Raw genomic sequence first — 19306 nt, forward strand, 5'->3', positions numbered from 1 at the left:
ACGTAAATGCGTATGACAGCGGCGACGGAACGGGGGGCGGAAGCGGCGGCACTTTCCGATGCCGAACTCATGGCGATGGCGCGGGAAGGGGACGAGACCGCGATGCGGGTCATCGTGCGGCGTCATAACCAGCAATTGTTTCGCCTCGCGCGTGCCGTTCTCCGCAACGATTCCGAGGCCGAGGACGTCGTGCAGGCGACCTATGTCAGCGCCTTCACCAACCTTGCCTCTTTCCGCAATCAATCCCAACTCGCGACCTGGCTCACGCGGATCGCGCTCAACGAGGCGCTCGGCCGCCTGCGCAAGGCGCGTCGCACCACGGCACTGGAGGAACTCGACATGCCGTCAGGCAGCCGCAGCGCCAATCTCATTCAGTTCCCTTTGGCGATTTCCGCGCCCGATCCGGAAGCCGAGGCGGCGCGCAACCAGGCGCGGCGCCTGCTGGAACGCGCGGTCGACAGCCTGCCGCTCACCTTCCGCCCGGTATTCATCCTGCGCGACGTCCACGGCATGAACATCGAGGAGACCGCGTCGCTACTCGACCTCAAGCCGGAGACGGTCAAGACACGCCTGTTCCGCGCCCGCAAGCTGATGCGCGAGGCGATCGAAAAGGAACTCACTGGTTCGTTCGCCGCACTTTTCCCGTTCGATGGTATGCGTTGCGTGGCGATGGCCGATCGGGTGGTCGCGGCGCTCAAGGCGGGCTGAGGAAAGCCGCATGTCGCCGTCAGGGTGTCAGAAGCCACCCCCGTCTCACAGATCGAAATCCCCTCGACCAGATTGATCTTACCCCTCAATTCGATCGCCATCTCGGTGATAGGGGCGGCGTCCAAGGTGAGATAGATGAACGTCGATTTGCCGACGACCTGCAAGCGACAAGTAGAGCGCTGCGCCGGATATTATTTGGCACGGGCTGCCTGATCCTGCTTGCTGAGCGGATGGCCAACGATCTCGATGCGACTCGATGACCGCAATCCTGCCCCACACCACGAAAACAGGCGGAAAAATCCGGGGAAAATCGCAAAAATTGTGGCGGCAAGAGTTGAACGCAAAAGGAAATACAGAAAATTATTTATGAATATCAGTGAACTCTGATATTATCATGTTCTAATGGATTTATATTCATGCCGCGTTCATTATCAAAACCAAATAATGAGTAATACAGAGCGATATAGTTTCTGCGAGAGACAAAATCGAAGATCATCAACTATTTCTTCAAGCAACGGAGAATGAAAATGCTGAATATCAAGAATAGCAAAGTCGCATATGCAGCAATTCTCACTGTTTTCGGTCTGCCCGGCATCGCCTCGGCTTGCGAAAATTGGGACCTCGGCCGCTCCTTTACCCTTTCGCAGGGCAATGGTGCTGTCGTGACCGTCAAGAATATCCAAAGGGAGGGCAGGAAACTCAGCGCCTCCGCGAAGTTCAGCGGCGGACGAGGCGATCTGGACGGCTCGATTTCGGCCAACGGCCGGTTCAAGTTCACCATCGACTGGGACAACGGATCGTCGGGCGTCTATACGGCGCATGTGGAAGATGACGGCGAAGTTGTCGATGGAAGAACCTACGACAGGACCAACACCGCAAGCTGGTCGACCTGGACAATGCCCGCCATCGCCTGCGGCGATTGAGCCATCCCGCCGTCGGATCTGTGCGCGGGTGCGGCGGAAAATCTCCGCACCCTCCCACTCAACCATTGGCGCGGGCCATTCCTGCCGATGGACAGAGACTCGGAATGGGTCGCGCAGAACATCCGCATCATCTCAAATCGAAAAATCGGACTCAACGAACTTGATCTTGCCGGCAAACTGGATGGCCATTTCCGCCTCCGGATCGGCGTCGAGATTGAGGTAGACGAAGGTCGATTTGCCCGAAATCTGATAGCGGATTTCGTCCGCTCCGGAAAAGTGCGACTTGCCGACGAAATCCAGTTCGCCTGGGATGAGGGTGGAAAAGTCGATGATATCACGGCCTTTATGGGAGAAGTCGCTGATCAGGTCGCGGCCGCTCACCTCCAGCGTGGAATCGCCGGCATTGACATAGATGAACTGGTCCGCGCCGCCGCCGCCGCTCAGGAGGTCCCGGCCCGCGCCGCCCTGGAAGCTCTCGTCGCTGGTGCCGCCCTTTACTGTGTCGTCACCGGCCCCCGCCACGAGCGTGCCGGTGATGCGTCCGAGGCGTCCGTCATAGATGTCGGACTGGTCGCCTAGAAAGGCGCCAAGCCGTATCAGGCCCGAATTTTCGATGTGGAGCGCACCATCGCCGATGTTTGTGATGCCCGACGTGCTGCTCTTGATGGTGCCGCTGTTGGTGATCCATACGTCACCACTCGTCCCTTGCACCCAAATCCCTGCAGTATCACCGTTTATCATTCCGGTGTTTTCAAGGAAGACATCGTCAAGGGTTTCGAGGAAAATTCCGCGGAGGTCCGCATCGATCGTACCTGCGTTGGCAATGTAGCTCTCCGCACCATCTCCCAAGGAAAGTTGAAGCCCGTCCAAAGTCGCGAAGACCTTTCCGTGCATTTCGATCGTGTGTTCGGCGAAGTGTAGAGCAATCGCTGTACCGAGATAGCTTCGGACCACGCTGGATTCGCCGAGATAGATGCTCATGTACAGCGATGGGGCGGTCGTGCCGATATCGAGGCAGAGGTTTTCAGAAATGACCTGGCCATCGATATGCAAGACGGTTCCGAAGCCGCCGGCCCTGATGGTGGTACTTCCGTCCGTCGAAGCCACCAGGACTCCTGATTTGACGAAGAGGGCATCATCTTGGCCGAGATAGGCCCGGATGCCGGCGCCGATTGAATCCGAGTTGAAAATGTGCATTACCATGTCGATTCCCCGCGAAAACATAAAATTATGCGCGCAGAGCGGAATGCCGGCGCGATTGCACAGCCATCATCTACCGGAAATCGAGTTCCAGAAAAATTGGCAGGCGTAAGTTGAAGTGTCGTGACTCTTCGGCGTCAGGTTTTGACGTCGAGCTAATATAAAAAGCACAATACTGGCAAATATGGTCAAGTAAAGCGGGCGCCGGAAGAATGATTTGAAGGTCGGCTGAACTACTCCACGCTCGCCACCTTCTCCAGCCTCTTCAGCGGCTTGGCACCCTTCAACCGCTCCCCGATATCCTTCACGACCCTGGTGCTCGCCACGGTCAGCATGCGCGGGCGGACGAACACCGGCGCGGCGTCGGCGGTTTCTTCGGTCTTCTCGACAACGGGCTTTTCCTTGTTCACCTGCTCGGCGATCTCGGGGGCGGGATCGGCGCCGGGAATCTCGCGGATAGGCAGGCCCTGATGGGCGTAGTCCATGACCAGCTTGAAGGTCATCGCCGGCAGCGAGCCGCCGGTCATGTTGTTGGAGGACGTATAGTCGTCGTTGCCGAACCAGACGGCGGCGGCGAAATTGCCGGTATAGCCACAGAACCAGGCGTCGCGATAGCCTTGCGTCGTGCCCGTCTTGCCGCCGGTCAGCACGCCATCGACGGCCGCCTTGCGGGCGGTGCCGACATAGGGAATGCGGGTCAGCATGTGGTTCATGTAGTCGGCGGCCTGCTGCGTGAGCACCCGTTTGGCGGGTGGGGCGTCACGGTCGAAATCGTAGAGCACGTTGCCACCGTAATCGGTGATCTGGCTGATGCCGTGACGGCGCGACTCCAGGCCGCCTGCCGGAAAGACGGCATAGGCCGTGGCCTGATCCATGACGGTGACCTCGGACGAACCGAGCGGGATCGTCACGTCGTTGCGCAGCGGTGTCTCGACGCCGAACTTTTTCGCCAGCGCCACGATCTGGTCCATCGGCTTCTTGCCGAATTTTTCCTTGGTGAGGCGCACGGGAATGGTGTTGATCGATTTCGCGATCGCCGTCTGGATGTCGATCCGGCCGGCATAGCTGTTGCCGTAATTGCCCGGGCACCAGTTGCCCCAGCAGATCGGCGCATCGACGATCGGCGTCGTGGGTGTCAGGCCTTTTTCCATCGCCAGCGAATAGGTATAGACCTTGAACGACGAGCCGGGCTGGCGCAGCGCCTTGGTGGCGCGGTTAAACTGGTTCTCGCCATAGTCGCGGCCGCCCACCATGGCGCGCACGGCGCCGCCGTTCTCGATCACCACCATCGCGCCCTGCTTGACACGGTAGGTCTCGCCGTACTGGCGCAGGCCCGTCTCGACGGCCTGCTCGGCCGCATGTTGCAGCCCGGCATCAAGCGTGGTGCGCACAACAAGCGTATGGTCGGAGAAGTCTTGGCTGCGGGCCACATCCAGCGTCTGCTCATAGGCCCAGTCGAGGAAGAAATCGGGCGCCTCCTTGGTGCTGCGATCGACGGCGGTTGCGGGATGGCGGCGGGCATCGATCACCTCGCCCTCGGTCATCAGGCCACCCTGGACGAGGTTGGTCAGCACCTCGTTGGCGCGGGCGCGGGCAGCGGGCAGGTTGACGTGGGGGGCGTATTTCGCCGGGGCCTTGAACAGGCCGGCGATCATGGCCGACTCGGCGAGCGTGAGGTCGGGGAGTTCCTTGTTGAAATAGAACCGCGCGGCAGCCGCCGCGCCAAACGTGCCGCCGCCCATATAGGCGCGGTCGAGATAAAGCGAGAGAATCTCCTTCTTCGTCATATGCGTCTCGATCCACAGCGCCAGGAAGGCTTCCTTGATCTTGCGGTCGAAGGAGCGCTCGTTGGAGAGGAACAGGTTCTTGGCGAGCTGCTGTGTCAGCGTCGAACCACCCTGGACGACGCCGCCGGCGCGGGCGTTTTCGCTGACCGCGCGGAACAGGCCGAGGAAATCGATGCCGAAATGCTCGAAGAAACGACGGTCCTCGGTCGCCAGCACCGCCTTGACCAGATGATCCGGCAGCTCGTCGATCGGCACGGAATCCTCATGGATGATGCCGCGATGGCCGATGACATTGCCGTAGCGATCAAGGAAGGTGACGGCGAAATCCGATTTCTTGCGCCAGTCGCTCTTGGCGATCTCGAAGGCGGGCTTGGCGAGCGCCAGCATGGCGATCATGCCGACGGCGCCCCAGGTCAGCGCTTCGCCCGCGAGTTCGACCGGGATGCGCTTCCAGCCCTTGACGCGGAAACGCCGGAAAAAGATGGTGATCTCTTCCCATAAGTCGAGGAAACGAAAGCCGGCGGCCCAGAGCGTGGAGTCGAGCCAGGCATCGAGCCGCAGGAAGAAATGGCTCTTGAGACGCTTGTTCTTCAGGTCTTCGCCGTCGTCGGCCATTGCAGAATCCCAGGTAATACTGGCCAAAGTCGGCGCTTGGGTATAAACGCTGCGGCCTTGCCAGATGTTTGCCGATTTTCGCCCAAACAGCAAGAAGAAGACGTTTCACGCAGGACACGAATTCGCGATATGATTGAACCTGTTCCATTCTGGAAACAAAAGACGCTTCGCGAGATGAGTGACGCGGAATGGGAGAGCCTGTGCGACGGCTGCGGCCGTTGCTGTCTCAACAAGCTCGAATACGAGGATACAGGCGAGATCGTCTGGACCGACATCCGCTGCAAGCTGCTCGACGGCGACAGCTGTCGCTGCACCAACTATCCCAACCGCAAGGACTTCGTGCCCGATTGTATCCGGCTGACCGTCGAGGAGGTCGAGACGCTGACCTGGCTGCCGCCGACCTGCGGCTACCGGCTGGTGAAGGAAGGCCGCGACCTCTACTGGTGGCACCCGCTGCTCTCCGGCGATCCTGACACGGTACATGCCGCCGGCATCTCGGTGCGCGACCGGACGGTGGATGAGACCGATGTGGATTGGGACGACTACGAGGATCACGAAGTGGCCTGGCCGGGCGAGGTGCCGGAGAGTGCGCGGGCGAAGCAGAAGGCTTGAACGGGCCGTACGACACGCTACCGGGAAGGACAGGATGAGCAGCGAACGCCACACGCATTGGGAAAATGTCTACTCGACCAAGGGCGAGGCCGATGTCAGCTGGTTCCAGGAGACGCCGGCGATATCGCTTGAACTGCTGGCACTCGCGGATGCGAGGCCCGAAAATGCGGTCATCGATGTCGGCGGCGGGGCGTCGAGGCTGGTCGATAGCCTGCTGGACAAGGGTTTCACCGATCTCGCCGTTCTCGATCTCTCGGAGGCGGCCCTTGCCGCGGCGCGGGCACGGCTGGGCAAGAAGGGCGACGCCGTCGAGTGGATCGCCGCCGATGCGACGGCGTGGGAGCCGAGCGAGGCTGCCTATGACATCTGGCACGACCGGGCGGCCTTCCACTTCCTCACCGAGCCGGAGGATCAGGCCGCGTATATCGAACGGCTGACACGCGGGCTCCGGATGGGCGGCCATGCGATCATCGGAACCTTTGCACCCGATGGACCCGAGAAATGCAGCGGCCTGCCTGTGGCCCGGCACGACGCGGCCTCGCTTGGCGGGCTGCTTGGCCCGGGGTTTGCGCTGATCGATCACCGGCGCCACCAACACGCCACGCCGTGGGGCAGTATCCAGAAGTTCCAGTTCTCGACCTTCCGGCGCGACGGCTAACGGGCGCTTCGCCGGCAATTGCGGGCAGTCGGTCGATGATGTGCTGGTCGGGCCAACCAGCCTCGGACAAGCGCTGCCGCATAGCGTTCCTGCCCAAACAGGAGCCTCCCATGACGCAGCAAAACCCGGATGCATTCATCGATACGCTGATCACGGCGCCGAATCTTGCCGCCGTCCGCAGCATGGCCGACGACGCGCTGGCAATGAAGGATGTGACCGCACAGCGCCGCACGGTGGCTCTCGGGAGTCTCGCGAGCCCGTTCTTCGTGCCAAGCGCCAAGGCGCCGGGGCAGATGCAGCTCAATACGCTTCAGCTGCAATATTTCCTCGCCCAGGCGCGCGCCTCGGCAGCGCAGACGAACTCGGAGCGCGTGATCGTATCCGCGCCGATGAAATCCGGCTCGACCTTCATTTCGGCCGCGCTGGGCCATGCCTTGCAGCTGCCGAAGATGAGCCTTCTGATGCTGCTCGCCAGGCCCTACGATTATGCCGTTCTGGGCGCTGCCGCGCGGCCGCACGAAATCGATGAGCTGGCGCTGCTTAACGCCTGCCTGACCCCCAATGGCTTCGTGGCGCATCACCACATGGTGTGCACGCCGTTCCTGGCGCGGCAGGCGGAACTCTACAACCTCAAATTCGTGCTGATGAAGCGCAATATCTTCGATTGCCTGATCTCGCTGGACGATTTCTGCCTCAAGAATCTCGGTGAAGTCGATGGCAGCAATGTATCGGCTTATACCGAACTCAGCCTGCCGCGATACTGGTCGAAGATGGAATTCGAAGAGCGGATGAATCATCTGCTCGACCGTTCGCTGATGACGTATGTCCATTACCACGTGTCATGGGCGCTGCTGGAACGGGCTGGCCTGATCAAGCCATTCTGGATTTCCTACGAAAATGAGCTGATCGGCGACAAGGCGGAACTGGCGACACGCCTCAGCACGTGGCTCGGCTATGGTGCGGATGTGGCCGAGCGACTGTCGATGGCCTTCGAGCACGGAAAAGGCGACGCCGGAACGCATTTCAACAAGGGCGTTGCCGGGCGCGGAAGCGTGATCCAGGGCGCGGCGCGCAAGCGAGTTGTCGATACGTTCGAAGCCTATAGCGACCTGGCGGACTGGCGCCAAATTCTTGGGTGAGAGCGGTGGGCTGTAACGACGCAAGCCCGTCGCGCCAGTCCCGGGAAAGGCTTGGGCACTAATCTGGCCGCACCGTCCATTATGATAGGCTCATCCATGAACAATCTGGCTAGGAAAGACGCGCTCGACGAAGAGATCGTTCCGTTCCTGGGAGAGTTCGCGCTTGTGAGCGATGCTGCCGAACTGAAGTCGCTGGGCAATGGATTTCTCGGTCGTTTTCCGCCGCAGCGCAGGCTTGAAATCGCCTCCGTGCTGACTTGGTCGAATCCGTTTTTCCTCGCCGATATTCCTGTTGAGGCGGCGCAAAAGCTCAAGCTCAATCTTGATCAGTTCGCCGAATTCGTCATGCGCGCCAAGTTGACCGCGAGCCGGGCAAGGCAGCTTAACGTACTGGTCGCCTGCGCGCCGAAATCGGCCTCGACTTTCATCGAGAATGCGCTCAGAAAGGCGCTCGGCCTGCCGTCGGTCAGCCTTTTCACAGCCACGCCCACGGCATTTGCGGGCACGACCCTTGGCGCCAACCTGCGTGAGCAGGAAGCCGACGAGCTCGCGCTGATACGGTCTGGCCTGAATGGCCTCGGCTATGTCGCCCAGCATCACATGCGCTGCACGCCCTACTTCGCCCAGATGATGGGTATCTATAATATCCGTCCGATCGTCACGCACCGCAACCTGTTCGACACGATCGTCTCACTCGACGACATGGTCATGACCAACAGAACTGGCGAAGCGCTGGACGCCCAGAAGTATTTCGGCGACGGCCTTCCGGCGAATTACGCACGCCTCGACGTCGAGGACCGGCTGACGATCCTCGCGCAGCGCAACGCCGCATGGTTCATCCAGTTCTTCGTAAGCTGGAAGAAATGCGAACGGGCCGGGCTGATCAAGCCGCTCTGGATTTCCTATGAGCAGGATTTCCTCGGCGACAAGGCGGTGCTGGCCGCGCGGGTGAGCCGCCATCTCGGCACCGAATTCGCCGACCCAGTGAAGCTTGCCGACGCCTTCGAGGATAAGCGTGACGCCGATGCGCGGCGCTTCAACAAGGGGGTCGCCGGCCGCGGTCGTGAGATGCCGGAATCGGTGCGGGAGATCATCCTCAAGACCGCAGGCTACTATCGCGACGAGGAAGATATTTCGCCGCTGATCGGCGATTGACGCCTGCCGATTCCGGGCATCGGCCAAGCGCCAGTCTGGGGAAAGGCTCGGGCCATAGAATTCGGGATATTGGTTCATTGAAAGGGATGAGACGGCATGGACAATCTGGCGAGAAAAGACGATCAGGCACAGGAATTCGGTTCTTTCCTGCACGCGATATCGTCGGTTTCCGATGTGGCGGCCCTCGATGCGATGTGCCATGATTTTCTCTACCGGCAGCCGCCGCAGCAGGGCCTCGAATATTCCGCCGGCATGACCTGGGCCAACCCCTTCTTCCTGCCCAACATTCCGCGCGAGAGCCTGGATTTGCTGGCGCTCGACCGCGGCTATTTCGCCGAAATGGTGATGCGCGCCAAGCTCACCGCGGCCCGCAACGACCGCCTCAACGTGCTTGTGACCGCTGCCCCCGGCGCGGCGCCCGATTTCCTCGACGGCGCGCTGTCGATCGCGCTTGGCCTGCTGACCGCCAACATCGTCGCCGGTGCCGCCGAGCCGGTGCTGCTCGGCGCCTCGACGCTCGACCAGGAGCCCGATGAATTCGCGCTGATCCGCGAAGGCCTGATGATGGGCGCGGGCTACGTGGCCCGCCATGCCGCCCGCTGCACGCCCTACGCGGCGCGCATGCTGGCGCTCTACAACATCCGCCCGGTGGTCGTCACCCGCAACATCTTCGACACGATCGCGGAGATCGAAGTGGCTGCATTGACCGACGGCAGCGCTGTGGCCGCGATGATGCCGGCGGGCTTTGCCAGCCTCGGCCGCGAGGACCGGCTGATGCTGGTCGCCGGACGCTTCGCCGCCTGGATCGCCGAGTTCCACCTCTCGTGGAAGCGGGCCGAGCGCGAAGGCCTGGTCAAGCCGCTGTTTCTCTCCTACGAGGCTGACTTCCTCGGCGATAGGCACCTTGCAGCCCGTAAGCTCGCGGAATTCCTCGGACCCAAGGCCAATGCGATGCGGCTTTCGGCGGTGCTCGACGAACGCGAAATTCCGGCTGCCGGCGCTGGCGAGACCTTGCCTGCCGCGGTGCGCGATATGGTCGCCCGGATCGTGCGCGGCTATGCCGGCGAGGAAGATTTGTCGGCGCTGCTCGACTAAGGCTTCTGCGCCAACAGCTTCTTCGGCGCGACATTGCGCCAAGCCATTTCGACCGCCATCTCGGCGGTCGTTTTGTTGCATCTGTCGAGATGCAACATGGTCCAGCCGCGCGAGCCCCATTTGTTGGGCAGGGCCGAGAATTCCAGCGGGTAGAGGCCCTGCAGCATCAATTGCTGGTCGGGCTTGAGATTGAGGTTTGCCGTGGTCTCTGTCGGCAGGCTCATGAAGATTTTCGGCGCCCGGAAATCGCGTTTGCCGAAATGGGCGGATTCGGTGACGCCGGGGAGCGTGAGGGCGATTGTGGTGATGTCGTCGTGGGTCATGGGGATGCCTTCTCCATGGTCACAAGTTGACCATGGCCGCTGCTGGGGCGCAAGCTTTCAAGGCTGCCATCTTGATGGCAAGTCGCCATTGCGCTATATTTCCGGTAAGGAGATTGTCATGGCCGAACCACAACTGTCAGTCAGAAGTTCCAGGGCGCGCGACCTTGCGCACCGCCTTGCACGGCGGGAGAACAGGACCGTCGCCGAGATTGTCGAGCGCGCGCTGGAAGCTTACGAGGTTCGCGAGGCCGGGCGCGAACCGGCAGCCGCATTCTATCAGAGGATGGCCGATCCGAGTGGTATTGACAACGATCTTGAGCGCTTGATTCGCGAGAATCGCAAGCCCCACGGCGGATTGGATCTGTGATCTTCGTCGATACGAACGTCATTTCGGAAACGATGACGAGGACGCCTGAAGCGAAAGTCTTGTCGTGGTTGACGCGGCACGACGCGGAGCTCGCGCTTTCCACCGTCGTGATTGCCGAAATCGCCTTCGGTATTCAGAGAATCCGCCCCGAACAGCGCGCCGACCGGCTCGAACAAAGGCTTCTGGGGTGGCGCCAACGTTTCGCCAATCGCATATTCGGCCTGACCGAAGACGCGGCGGTCGCTTACGGTGAGATCATGTCGGTCGCCGAACGGCAAGGGCGTCGGATGTCGGTGCAGGATGGGATGATCGCTGCGATTGCGCTCGTTAATCGCGGCAAGCTTGCAACACGAAACGTGCGTGATTTCGAAACGACGGGGCTGGAATTGATCTCGCCTTGGGATAATTGAAAATCCTGATTTTAGGAAAATAATCCTTGACTGCGTCACGGTCGTTTGGTAGGGTTATGACATGATCCGATAATTGCGGATGACGGAGCGCCACAGGCGGTGCCGTACAGGCGGTCGGAGCAATCTTCAGAATTAGGAATGTTTTCCATGTTTGACGCGGATGATTTCGATCCGGCGCTGGCTGGCGCGTGGCCGGTGGGGCGCGGCGCGGTCTATCGGGCCGACATTGTGGAGGCGGTGGACGGGCTTTTGCTCGAGACCAAGTCCGAGCCTTCGCCCGCCGAGGCGCTGCAGAGCCTGCTCAACGAGATGCAGGGCGAGCTGAAGGCGCAGTTCGACGTGTTCAAGAAAATCCGCGTTGATGCGCAGGGGCGGCTTGATGGCACCGACGAGGGTGAGATCAAGCTTGCCAAGGCGGATGTGAAATCGGCGAGCGACGCGTTGTCGCTGATCGTGCGGACGATCGAGAAGGTCGATGGGCTGCAGCGGACGCTGGCCGAGGACCGGATGCGGGCCGAGGAAGAGAGCTTCGATGACGATGCATACCAGCAGCTGCTTGCCGATATTGATCGCAAGATCAACGAACGTGTCGATGAGCGTGCCAGAATGCAGGTGGGCGGTGGGACCGAAGCCGCCGATGCAGGAACCGGTCCGCCCGGGAGTGGCGACGGTCCCGAGAAGTGCGCGCAGTAGGAAGCTGGCTGAGGCTTGTGTAGCCAAAGCACATATGAAGCGGGCGCAGACGACTGCCGAGGCTTATGCTGGGGACATGATGAAAACGGTTCCCGATCCTGCCGGCATAATGCGCAGAGCCAGTCCTGCTGAGCGCGCTACCGCTGAATGCAACGATCCCTCGCAGGACAGCGAGGATAAGACCGACACGGTGCAGCAATCTCTCTCTTTTCCCCATTGGGGAGAAGAGGGTGCAAGGTCCGTGCAGGTCGAGAGTGTGGATGACCCCCCTCTGTCGCTTTGCGACATCTCCCCCTCAAGGGGGGAGATTAGACGTCTGCTGAGCCGCTTCGCCCGTTCCGATGCCGAGAGACATGTGCGGCATCTCGGCAGCGAATGGCGCCTTGGGGCACGAGACGAACAAAAGCCACCCGCCGGCGACTGGCGCACCTGGCTCCTCATGGGCGGGCGCGGTTCGGGCAAGACCCGGGCCGGGGCCGAATGGGTGCATGCCATGGCGAGTGGAGCCAAGGCGCCGCTCCGGATCGCGCTGGTGGCCGAGACGCTGGCCGATGCCCGCGAGGTGATGATCGACGGTGTCTCGGGCATCTGGCGGATCGCCAGGTTCGGGCGGCCGCAATTCGAGATCACGCGGCGGAGATTGGTCTGGCCGAACGGTTCGGTGGCGCAGTTGTTTTCCTCGGAGGATCCCGACAGCCTGCGTGGTCCGCAGTTCGATCTCGCCTGGTGCGACGAACTGGCGAAATGGAAGCATGCGCAGGAAACCTGGGACATGCTGCAATTCGGGCTCAGGCTCGGCGACATGCCTCGGCAGGTGGTGACCACCACGCCGCGCGCTATTCCGCTGGTGCGGACGCTGATCAAGGACGCCGGCACGGTGGTGACGCGGCTTTCGACTGAAGGCAATCGCGCCAACCTGGCCGCCGGCTTCGTCGAGACGATGGAGAAGCGCTATGGCGGCACGCGGCTTGGCCGGCAGGAACTCGGCGGCGAACTGATCGAGGACCGCGAAGACGCGCTGTGGAGCCGTGACATGCTGGAACGGTTGCGCATCCGGACGCATGGGCCGCTCGGCCGGATCGTCGTGGCGGTCGATCCGCCGGCGGCGGAACGGGCCAGGGATTCCTGCTGCGGCATCGTCGTCGCGGGGCTGGAAGCGACGGGCCGGGCGGTGGTGCTGGCCGATCTCTCGGTTGCCAATGCTTCGCCCTCTGCCTGGGGCAATGCGGTCGTGCGGGCGTTCAGAAAATACCAGGCTGACCGGGTGGTGGCCGAGGTCAACCAGGGCGGCGACATGGTCGGCGCGATCTTGCGCTCGGTCGACGAGACGCTGCCGGTGACCACCGTCCATGCCCGGCGCGGCAAATATCTGCGCGCCGAGCCGGTGGCAGCACTCTACGAACAGGGCCGCGTGGCCCATGCCGGGGATTTCGCGGCGCTCGAGGACCAGATGTGCGACTTCGGGCCGGATGGATTGTCCGGCGGCACCTCGCCCGACAGGCTCGATGCGCTGGTCTGGGCACTGACCAGCCTGGTGCTGGGCGGGCAGGGCGAGCCGAGGGTGCGGGGGATTTGAACCGCAACGCATAAAGGCCCATTAGCGTCCGTTGGTTGAAATTGGTTGTGTATTGCTAATAGTTACACTTTATAGTAGTTTTTATCCTGTCGATTGGCCGGCGGGCGGTGCGATCGGAATTCATATCAATCAACGCCTGGGGAAATCCGGCGCGGCTTACGCGCGCCGTGTGCTCCGGCATGTCTGGGAGGACGTAACATGCCGATGAACCGCGAATTCTTTTTCGAGGAGGTCCGCGACAATCTTTTTTCCGGAGCTCTCAAGCAGGGTCAGGTCAACGGGATGGAGGCCATTCTCGATGAATGGGATGCGAACCATTTCGATAAGGACGACCGCTGGCTCGCTTACATGCTGGCGACTGCCTATCACGAGACCGGCCGCGCCATGGCGCCCGTCGAAGAGAACCTCAACTATTCCGCTGCGCGGCTGCGGGTCGTGTTTCCCAGCCGCTTCACGGCGGCCCAGGCGGCGAGCTATGCCGGCCACCGCGAGCGGATCGCCAACCGGGTCTATTCCAACAAGCTGGGAAATGGCGACGAGGCAAGCGGCGATGGCTGGAAATATCGTGGCCGGGGACTGGTACAGATCACAGGCAAGTCGAACTATGCCAAATTCGGTGTCGCCGACGCACCCGATGATGCGATGAACGACGTCAAGACCGTTCAAATCATGTTCGAAGGCATGATCGACGGCCTGTTCACCGGCAAGGAGCTATCGAACTATTTCAGTCCGACCAAGGAAGACTGGAAGAATGCCCGCGAGATTATCCTTCCGGGCAATCTCGAAGATCAGGTCGGCAAGTACGGCCGGGCCTTCTACCGGTGCATCAGCTATACGACGGGGTGACGGCATCATGCCGCGTTGAATGCGATTGGCGGGCATGGTAGCGGCGAAGCGAGAATGCTTCACCGGGACCGACCATGATCCGCCATATCGTCTTCTTCTCCGCACGTGACAAAAACGACCTCGACACGATCCGCAAGGGGCTGTCGCTGCTGACCGAGATTCCCCATGCAGGGGTTTTAGAAATCGGCGAGAACGTAAAGACCGACCAGCTGGGCGGCGAGGTGGACCTGGTGGTCTACGGCGAATTTGCCGATGCCGACGCGCTCGCGGCCTACAAGGCGCACGATAATTACCAGCGCTCGATCGAGATCGTGCGGCCGCTCAGGGAGATCCGGATAGCGGCCGATTACGATAGCGGCGCGGCAGTGAAGAGGCCTCTGGTTTAGACCAGCGGGATCGACGCCCGGGCGCCCTCCAATTCGGCTCGATCTAACATAGGCCGCGTGCCGGCACTCATAACCGAGGCAAAACCATGAAAATTCCATTCCTCACGTGGGGCGCCAGGCGCTCCGGCGCTTCCCCCGCCGTGCCTGAACTCAAGGCGCTGTCGCAGATGTTCGGCATCGCTGGCGGCATCACCTCCGGCGGCCACGAGCGGAGTTATGCCGGACTGGCACGCGAGGGTTTCATGCGGAACCCGGTCGCGCACCGGGCGATCCGGCTGGTTTCGGAAGCTGCGGCATCAGTGCCGTGGCTGCTCTATCGCGACGGCGCGGAGGCCACCGAGCACGATGTGCTCGATCTGCTGGTGCAACCGAACGGGCGCCAGGGCGGCGGCGAATTCTTCGAGGCGCTTTATGGGCAGATGCTGATATCAGGCAACGCCTTTCTGCTGCCTGTCATGGCGGGCACGAGGCTGGCCGAAGTACACCTGCTCAGGCCGGACCGGATGCGGGTGCTGGAAGGCGCCGATGGCTGGCCGGAGGCGTATGAATATCGCGCCGGCAGCCGGTTGCGGCGTTATCCGGCCGTGGGGCCGGGATCGGTACTGCAGCTGAAGCTGTTCCATCCGCTCGACGACCACCAGGGCTTTCCGCCGCTGGGGGCTGCGGGCGCCGCACTCGATCTCTCCAACACGGCGAGCCAGTGGAACAAAGCGCTGATCGACAATTCGGCCCGGCCATCCGGCGCGCTGGTCTACCAGCCCAAGGAGGGCGGCAATCTTTCGCCCGACCAGTATGAGCGGCTGAAGGCGGAACTCGCGGAGGGCTATTCGGGCCCGGCCCGCGCCGGCCGACCGATGCTGCTCGAAGGCGGGTTGGACTGGAAGGCGATGGGGCTTTCGCCCCGCGACATGGATTTCATCGAGGCGAAGAATGGGGCCTCGCGCGATATCGCGCTGGCGCTCGGCGTGCCGCCGATGCTGCTGGGGCTACCGGGCGACAACACCTATGCCAATTATGCCGAGGCCAACCGGGCCTTCTGGCGGCTGACAGTGCTGCCACTGCTGACGCGGACTGCGGCATCGCTGTCGGGCTGGCTGAGCGCGATCTGCGAGGAAAGGCTGGCGCTGGGGCACGACCTCGATCAGGTGCCGGGGCTGGCGCTGGAGCGGGATGCGCTCTGGGCACGGGTTGGGGCTGCGGGTTTTTTGACGGATGAGGAGAAGCGGGAGGCTGTGGGGTACTGATTGACCTCTGAGATCAGTACTGAGAGCCTATGGTGAAGGTTGTATCGGCGATGTCACGATGATAGTCGTCATCTCGATGATGTTGGATGACTTTGCTTCATGAGTTTTTTGCGCGGCTTGATATCTCGGTTTATGGATGCCCTACCGGCCAAGGCTGACGACAATGTCGATGAATTTCTAAAGAACGAACGGGTTCGGTCAGTGTTGCGCGAGAATAGCGATGACTGCAGATCGCCACGGACCGTGCAACATTTCGCCTATTTTCCTGATGCCGCTGCACAGATCAGTTTTCGCGAATTTCTGGTCTCGCGCGGCTACGACATCGACGACGAGCATAACGAAGCCGAAGGCAGGAACGCATGGGCCGTGATCTCTTCCAAGATCCAGATTCCCGTCAAGATCGACGGTGAAACAGCGCTTCTGAGCGAGTATGCAGGACGATTGAACGGCGACTACGATGGTTGGGAAACCGAGGTCGTTCGCAAGTAATGTTCCCGCTTACATCACTGTCTTCTTGAACTTGCCCATCAGGTACGGCCCCGACAGCACCGGCTCGTATTTCGACACCTCGCCCGGTGCCAGACATGAAGGCAGCGTCTCGATATTGGCGAACCAGTCGGGCTGATGGAAGAAGGCGAGCGACTGGCGGCGGTCGAGGCCGCCGTCTTCGGGAGCGACATTGACGACGCGGTGGAGCGTCGAGACCCAGCGGTCGTTGGTCCAGCGGGCCATGAGATCGCCGATATTGATGACGAAGGCGCCCTCGACCGGCGGTACTTCGCGCCAGGCACCTTCGGGCGTCATGATTTCGAGGCCCTTCGAGCCGGGCTGCGGCAGCAGGATGGTGAGGCTGCCGTAATCGGTATGTGCGCCGGCGCGGAGCTGGCCTCCTGGTGGTGGGGCAGCGAGTTCGGGATAGTTGAGGGCGCGCAGCGCCGAGATCGGCTGTCCGATATAGGACTGGAAATAGTCCTCCTTCAGTTCGAGCGCGACGGCGAAGACCTTCATGATGCGGGAGGCGAGATCGGTGACGGCGCGATAGTAGGCCTCCCAGGCCGGGCGGAAGCCGTCCGGCGCCGCCGGCCAGATGGTTTCGGCATAGCAGAAGGACAGGGCCTCCTGGTCGGTGAGGCCGGGCGGGACTGCCAGCGGGCCCCCGTTGAAGCTTTCCTTGAGATCTGGCGGCGTATCGACGCCCTTGGACTTGGCAAGCGCCTCGGTGCCGGGGCCGAGATAGCCGTAGGGGTAGCCTGGATAGGGCGCCTTCGAGCGGTTCTTGGTCTCGTGGTCGAGATCGAAGAAATCGTGGGCATGGGTCCAGACACCTGAAATCACATCGTCCGGCACGCCGTGGTTCTGAACCGCGAGGAAGCCGGATGTGCGGCAGATGAGGTCCACCTCCCGCCCCATCTGCCGCTTTCCATTGTCGTCGGAACGTTCGAAGGCGGCGAGGTCGAAGACGGGAAATGACATGGATGAAGCTCCGGATTCCTGGAAAGCCGGATCGTGCATGGATTTCAGAGGCTTGTCCAGAAATCAGGAATCGAATTCTGCGGATAGCGATGGAAGTCGGCGCGACAGAGGCTGGGAAAATCAGCGGGTTGCGACATCGAAGTGAATCAAAGTCGGATCGACCTCAATCAACTCAAGAGCGTCTGGATTCAACTTCGGAGAAAATGACGCCAAGCGATTCTGGCGGCTTTGTTTTCGGTGATCGGCGCCCACGCAAATGCCCGGAAGCGGGCGGTTGCAAGGTTGCGGTCCGATACACCCTACTTGAGGTGATCATAATATAAAGAGGTTAACCAATGGCTGATTTTTCCGGGGCGTTCTGGATGGAACGCGCGATCGGTGCCTCGGCCGGAGCGGCCGTGTCGCTGGTCTACATGCTGCCCAAGGGCAGCCGTGAGGCGGCGTGCAGGTTTCTCGCGGGCCTGATCTCGGGTGTGGTGTTCGGCGGGCCGGCGGGTGTGTTTCTGGCGGCGCGGCTGGGGATCGTTGCGTTTCTGTCGCCGTCGGAAATCATGCTGTCGGGGGCTGCTGCGGTGAGCCTCTCGGCCTGGTGGGGGCTGGGTGTGCTGGCGCGGGTTGCGGGGAGATGGGGTGGGGCGCGGGGGTAGGTTAAAGTCCAAGTTCCGAATGTGAGCCGAGCCTGACGAGCTGCAGCGTCTCTTCGTCTGGTTTGCGATAGATCAGGACGAGATCGGGCCGGACATGACAGTCGCGATGGTCTTTCCACTCGCCGGTGAGGGCGTGGTCGCGCAGCCGCGCTTCCAGCGGCAGGTCGGTGGCAAGCAATAGCAGAAGTGCCGGGAGCTCCGATTGGAGAACCTTGGCATGGCGGCCTTTGGCCTCGCGTTTGAAGTCCCGTTTGAAGGCGCTGGTCGGCTCAATCTTCCGCATTCAGATCCGCCATCAGCGCATCGACGGACTCGTAGCTCTTGAGGTTGCCGGCACGGGCTTCGCGCATGGCGGCGACGGTTTCGGCATTGGGGATCAACGGCTCGAAGGGCAATGCCTTGTCGTGTGCGACCCGCGTGAGCATCAGGCGCACGGCATCGGATACAGTAAGGCCCATCGCCGCGAGCACGGCAGAGGCTTCGTCCTTCACCTTGCCGTCGATCCGGGTTTGTACGAGTGCGTTGCTGGCCATCAGAATTCTCCTTGCTGCATGACAATGTAATGCAGCAAGGAGTGGACAACAAGAGGTTATTGTTTGCGCACCGGAATCCACACCTCGAACCCGCCATTGCCGGTCACAGGATCGAAAGTCGAGGGGTAGAATTCGACCAGCGGTGCTTCCTCGGCGGTATAGCCTGAACGCGGCAGCCAATCCTGCCAGATGGACATGATCGTCGGGCGCATCAGCGTGATGTGCCCCGGCTGGGAGAAGATGGCGTAGGTCGCGGCGGGAATGGTCGCGGTCTGGAATTCCTTCGGCACATCGGCGAGGCTTGAGACCTCGACGGCGGCCATGTATTCGCAGCCGGTTTCCTCGGTGTAGCTGAGCGAGGCGCCATAGGCGACCTTGGGATTGACGACGTTGGTCAGACCGCCTTCCATGGCGTTGAACTGTTCCCAGAGCGCGGGAATGCCACCGATATCCTTCATTGCATAGGTCTTGATGAGGCCGGCAAACAGCATCTTGTCGCGCTTTTCGATCTTCGGCTCAGCGAGGTTGGGCTTTGGTGAGGCGTCCATGATCATTGGCTCCGTAAGTTCGAGATGTCTTGTCGTGCGCGCGTCGCGGACACTTTCCGGCGTCAGCCCGAAATGCTCGCGAAAGGCGCGGGTGAAGGCTTCATGCGATCCGTAGCCGACGTCGAGCGCCAGGCCTAGGATATCGGGAACGCCGAGTGCGAGAATGCGGGCAGCCTCCGAAAGCCGACGCGCACGAGCGTAACGCATCAGCGAATTGCCCGTCGCGGAGGCGAAAGCGCGGGTGAGGTAAGTGGGCGTAACGCCACTCATTTCCGCGATGGTCTCCAGGGCGATGGGCCGTCGAAGATTGCTTTCGACCTGCCAGATGGCATTCTCGATGATGTTCATGCACACAACTCGTTTCCGAT

Annotated in this window: 23 protein-coding genes; 16 read left to right on the forward strand and 7 right to left on the reverse strand. The window is 61.5% G+C overall.

All coding sequences use genetic code 11. The annotated features are described in order from the left end of the window. Positions 1–12: 12 nt before the first annotated feature. The gene (locus IHQ71_RS06905) at positions 13–708 is read left to right on the forward strand and encodes an RNA polymerase sigma factor (protein ID WP_374990005.1); all 696 of its coding nucleotides are present in this window, start codon (positions 13–15) and stop codon (positions 706–708) included. Between the two features lie 527 nt (positions 709–1235). Continuing rightward, complete coding sequence (locus IHQ71_RS06910) at positions 1236–1631, forward strand: hypothetical protein (protein ID WP_258161211.1); 396 nt, start codon at positions 1236–1238, stop codon at positions 1629–1631. 132 nt (positions 1632–1763) lie between these two features. Here the strand turns inward: IHQ71_RS06910 and IHQ71_RS06915 are convergent, their stop codons facing one another. Continuing rightward, positions 1764–2834 (reverse strand): calcium-binding protein, encoded by a 1071-nt coding sequence (locus IHQ71_RS06915; RefSeq protein WP_258161212.1) that lies wholly within the window; start codon positions 2832–2834, stop codon positions 1764–1766. Positions 2835–3064: 230 nt separating this feature from the next. After that, positions 3065–5233 carry a transglycosylase domain-containing protein gene (locus IHQ71_RS06920; protein ID WP_258161213.1) on the reverse strand — a complete coding sequence of 723 codons (2169 nt, stop codon included), beginning with the start codon at positions 5231–5233 and terminating at the stop codon, positions 3065–3067. Between the two features lie 129 nt (positions 5234–5362). Here IHQ71_RS06920 and IHQ71_RS06925 point away from each other — a divergent pair, with 129 nt between their 5' ends. From IHQ71_RS06925 to IHQ71_RS06945, 5 genes are all read left to right on the forward strand, one after another. Next, on the forward strand, positions 5363–5845 hold the full coding sequence (locus tag IHQ71_RS06925) for a YcgN family cysteine cluster protein (RefSeq protein WP_308737924.1): 483 nt from the start codon (positions 5363–5365) through the stop codon (positions 5843–5845). A gap of 34 nt (positions 5846–5879) precedes the next feature. Continuing rightward, on the forward strand, positions 5880–6503 hold the full coding sequence (locus tag IHQ71_RS06930) for a class I SAM-dependent methyltransferase (RefSeq protein ID WP_258161214.1): 624 nt from the start codon (positions 5880–5882) through the stop codon (positions 6501–6503). 110 nt (positions 6504–6613) lie between these two features. Beyond that, the gene (locus tag IHQ71_RS06935) at positions 6614–7642 is read left to right on the forward strand and encodes a hypothetical protein (protein WP_258161215.1); all 1029 of its coding nucleotides are present in this window, start codon (positions 6614–6616) and stop codon (positions 7640–7642) included. Positions 7643–7738: 96 nt separating this feature from the next. Then, positions 7739–8797, forward strand: a complete 1059-nt coding sequence (locus IHQ71_RS06940; protein ID WP_258161216.1) for a hypothetical protein — start codon at positions 7739–7741, stop codon at positions 8795–8797. A gap of 96 nt (positions 8798–8893) precedes the next feature. Beyond that, entirely contained in the window at positions 8894–9892 is a 999-nt protein-coding gene (locus IHQ71_RS06945) for a hypothetical protein (protein WP_258161217.1), read from the forward strand. On the opposite strand, the gene IHQ71_RS06950 is transcribed toward IHQ71_RS06945, so the two are convergent. Beyond that, positions 9889–10215, reverse strand: a complete 327-nt coding sequence (locus tag IHQ71_RS06950; RefSeq protein ID WP_258161218.1) for an MmcQ/YjbR family DNA-binding protein — start codon at positions 10213–10215, stop codon at positions 9889–9891. The two genes, IHQ71_RS06945 and IHQ71_RS06950, sit on opposite strands and share 4 nt — an antisense overlap. 118 nt (positions 10216–10333) lie before the next feature. Between IHQ71_RS06950 and IHQ71_RS06955 the strand changes: the two genes are divergently transcribed. The 8 genes from IHQ71_RS06955 to IHQ71_RS06990 all read left to right on the forward strand — a co-directional run bounded on the left by IHQ71_RS06955 (position 10334) and on the right by IHQ71_RS06990 (position 16226). Then, positions 10334–10582: a plasmid stabilization protein gene (locus tag IHQ71_RS06955; RefSeq protein WP_258161219.1), complete on the forward strand. Its 249-nt coding sequence runs from the start codon at positions 10334–10336 to the stop codon at positions 10580–10582. After that, positions 10579–10992 carry a type II toxin-antitoxin system VapC family toxin gene (locus IHQ71_RS06960; RefSeq protein WP_258161220.1) on the forward strand — a complete coding sequence of 138 codons (414 nt, stop codon included), beginning with the start codon at positions 10579–10581 and terminating at the stop codon, positions 10990–10992. Before IHQ71_RS06955 ends, IHQ71_RS06960 begins: the two co-directional genes overlap by 4 nt. Before the next feature lie 147 nt (positions 10993–11139). Continuing rightward, positions 11140–11685 (forward strand): hypothetical protein, encoded by a 546-nt coding sequence (locus tag IHQ71_RS06965; protein ID WP_258161221.1) that lies wholly within the window; start codon positions 11140–11142, stop codon positions 11683–11685. A 355-nt stretch (positions 11686–12040) separates the two neighbouring features. Next, positions 12041–13261 carry a DNA-packaging protein gene (locus tag IHQ71_RS06970; protein WP_258161222.1) on the forward strand — a complete coding sequence of 407 codons (1221 nt, stop codon included), beginning with the start codon at positions 12041–12043 and terminating at the stop codon, positions 13259–13261. A 198-nt stretch (positions 13262–13459) separates the two neighbouring features. Continuing rightward, positions 13460–14107, forward strand: a complete 648-nt coding sequence (locus IHQ71_RS06975) for a hypothetical protein (protein ID WP_258161223.1) — start codon at positions 13460–13462, stop codon at positions 14105–14107. Positions 14108–14181: 74 nt separating this feature from the next. Then, positions 14182–14493: a Dabb family protein gene (locus tag IHQ71_RS06980; RefSeq protein WP_258161224.1), complete on the forward strand. Its 312-nt coding sequence runs from the start codon at positions 14182–14184 to the stop codon at positions 14491–14493. A gap of 86 nt (positions 14494–14579) precedes the next feature. Further along, entirely contained in the window at positions 14580–15737 is a 1158-nt protein-coding gene (locus tag IHQ71_RS06985; protein ID WP_258161225.1) for a phage portal protein, read from the forward strand. A 132-nt stretch (positions 15738–15869) separates the two neighbouring features. Beyond that, on the forward strand, positions 15870–16226 hold the full coding sequence (locus IHQ71_RS06990; protein WP_258161226.1) for a ribonuclease E inhibitor RraB: 357 nt from the start codon (positions 15870–15872) through the stop codon (positions 16224–16226). 9 nt (positions 16227–16235) lie between these two features. On the opposite strand, the gene IHQ71_RS06995 is transcribed toward IHQ71_RS06990, so the two are convergent. After that, positions 16236–17210 (reverse strand): isopenicillin N synthase family oxygenase, encoded by a 975-nt coding sequence (locus IHQ71_RS06995; RefSeq protein WP_258161227.1) that lies wholly within the window; start codon positions 17208–17210, stop codon positions 16236–16238. A 335-nt stretch (positions 17211–17545) separates the two neighbouring features. Between IHQ71_RS06995 and IHQ71_RS07000 the strand changes: the two genes are divergently transcribed. Beyond that, the gene (locus tag IHQ71_RS07000) at positions 17546–17857 is read left to right on the forward strand and encodes a DUF6107 family protein (RefSeq protein ID WP_258161228.1); all 312 of its coding nucleotides are present in this window, start codon (positions 17546–17548) and stop codon (positions 17855–17857) included. 1 nt (position 17858) lies between these two features. Here IHQ71_RS07000 and IHQ71_RS07005 read toward each other — a convergent pair whose 3' ends face one another. From IHQ71_RS07005 to IHQ71_RS07015, 3 genes are read right to left on the reverse strand one after another with little or no spacing between them, the layout of a single operon-like run. Continuing rightward, a complete protein-coding gene (locus IHQ71_RS07005) occupies positions 17859–18140 on the reverse strand; it encodes a type II toxin-antitoxin system YafQ family toxin (protein WP_258161229.1) in 282 nt (93 codons plus the stop codon). Next, entirely contained in the window at positions 18127–18390 is a 264-nt protein-coding gene (locus IHQ71_RS07010; protein ID WP_258161230.1) for a type II toxin-antitoxin system RelB/DinJ family antitoxin, read from the reverse strand. Before IHQ71_RS07010 ends, IHQ71_RS07005 begins: the two co-directional genes overlap by 14 nt. 56 nt (positions 18391–18446) lie before the next feature. After that, on the reverse strand, positions 18447–19286 hold the full coding sequence (locus tag IHQ71_RS07015) for an AraC family transcriptional regulator (protein WP_258161231.1): 840 nt from the start codon (positions 19284–19286) through the stop codon (positions 18447–18449). Between the last annotated feature and the right edge of the window lie 20 nt (positions 19287–19306).

This window comes from Rhizobium sp. TH2, from assembly GCF_024707525.1.
Classification (GTDB): domain Bacteria; phylum Pseudomonadota; class Alphaproteobacteria; order Rhizobiales; family Rhizobiaceae; genus Rhizobium_E.

Bases quoted from the DNA above. Each gene is read 5' to 3' on its own strand.
- IHQ71_RS06930 (WP_258161214.1), top strand. From the start codon at position 5,880: ATGAGCAGCGAACGCCACACGCATTGGGAAAATGTCTACTCGACCAAG.
- IHQ71_RS06965 (WP_258161221.1), top strand. From the start codon at position 11,140: ATGTTTGACGCGGATGATTTCGATCCGGCGCTGGCTGGCGCGTGGCCG.
- IHQ71_RS07010 (WP_258161230.1), bottom strand. From the start codon at position 18,390: ATGGCCAGCAACGCACTCGTACAAACCCGGATCGACGGCAAGGTGAAG.
- IHQ71_RS06985 (WP_258161225.1), top strand. From the start codon at position 14,580: ATGAAAATTCCATTCCTCACGTGGGGCGCCAGGCGCTCCGGCGCTTCC.
- IHQ71_RS06905 (WP_374990005.1), top strand. From the start codon at position 13: ATGACAGCGGCGACGGAACGGGGGGCGGAAGCGGCGGCACTTTCCGAT.
- IHQ71_RS06990 (WP_258161226.1), top strand. From the start codon at position 15,870: ATGGATGCCCTACCGGCCAAGGCTGACGACAATGTCGATGAATTTCTA.
- IHQ71_RS06975 (WP_258161223.1), top strand. From the start codon at position 13,460: ATGCCGATGAACCGCGAATTCTTTTTCGAGGAGGTCCGCGACAATCTT.
- IHQ71_RS06920 (WP_258161213.1), bottom strand. From the start codon at position 5,233: ATGGCCGACGACGGCGAAGACCTGAAGAACAAGCGTCTCAAGAGCCAT.
- IHQ71_RS06995 (WP_258161227.1), bottom strand. From the start codon at position 17,210: ATGTCATTTCCCGTCTTCGACCTCGCCGCCTTCGAACGTTCCGACGAC.
- IHQ71_RS06935 (WP_258161215.1), top strand. From the start codon at position 6,614: ATGACGCAGCAAAACCCGGATGCATTCATCGATACGCTGATCACGGCG.
- IHQ71_RS06940 (WP_258161216.1), top strand. From the start codon at position 7,739: ATGAACAATCTGGCTAGGAAAGACGCGCTCGACGAAGAGATCGTTCCG.
- IHQ71_RS06980 (WP_258161224.1), top strand. From the start codon at position 14,182: ATGATCCGCCATATCGTCTTCTTCTCCGCACGTGACAAAAACGACCTC.
- IHQ71_RS06925 (WP_308737924.1), top strand. From the start codon at position 5,363: ATGATTGAACCTGTTCCATTCTGGAAACAAAAGACGCTTCGCGAGATG.
- IHQ71_RS06945 (WP_258161217.1), top strand. From the start codon at position 8,894: ATGGACAATCTGGCGAGAAAAGACGATCAGGCACAGGAATTCGGTTCT.
- IHQ71_RS06915 (WP_258161212.1), bottom strand. From the start codon at position 2,834: ATGGTAATGCACATTTTCAACTCGGATTCAATCGGCGCCGGCATCCGG.
- IHQ71_RS06910 (WP_258161211.1), top strand. From the start codon at position 1,236: ATGCTGAATATCAAGAATAGCAAAGTCGCATATGCAGCAATTCTCACT.
- IHQ71_RS06955 (WP_258161219.1), top strand. From the start codon at position 10,334: ATGGCCGAACCACAACTGTCAGTCAGAAGTTCCAGGGCGCGCGACCTT.
- IHQ71_RS07000 (WP_258161228.1), top strand. From the start codon at position 17,546: ATGGCTGATTTTTCCGGGGCGTTCTGGATGGAACGCGCGATCGGTGCC.
- IHQ71_RS06950 (WP_258161218.1), bottom strand. From the start codon at position 10,215: ATGACCCACGACGACATCACCACAATCGCCCTCACGCTCCCCGGCGTC.
- IHQ71_RS07005 (WP_258161229.1), bottom strand. From the start codon at position 18,140: ATGCGGAAGATTGAGCCGACCAGCGCCTTCAAACGGGACTTCAAACGC.
- IHQ71_RS07015 (WP_258161231.1), bottom strand. From the start codon at position 19,286: ATGAACATCATCGAGAATGCCATCTGGCAGGTCGAAAGCAATCTTCGA.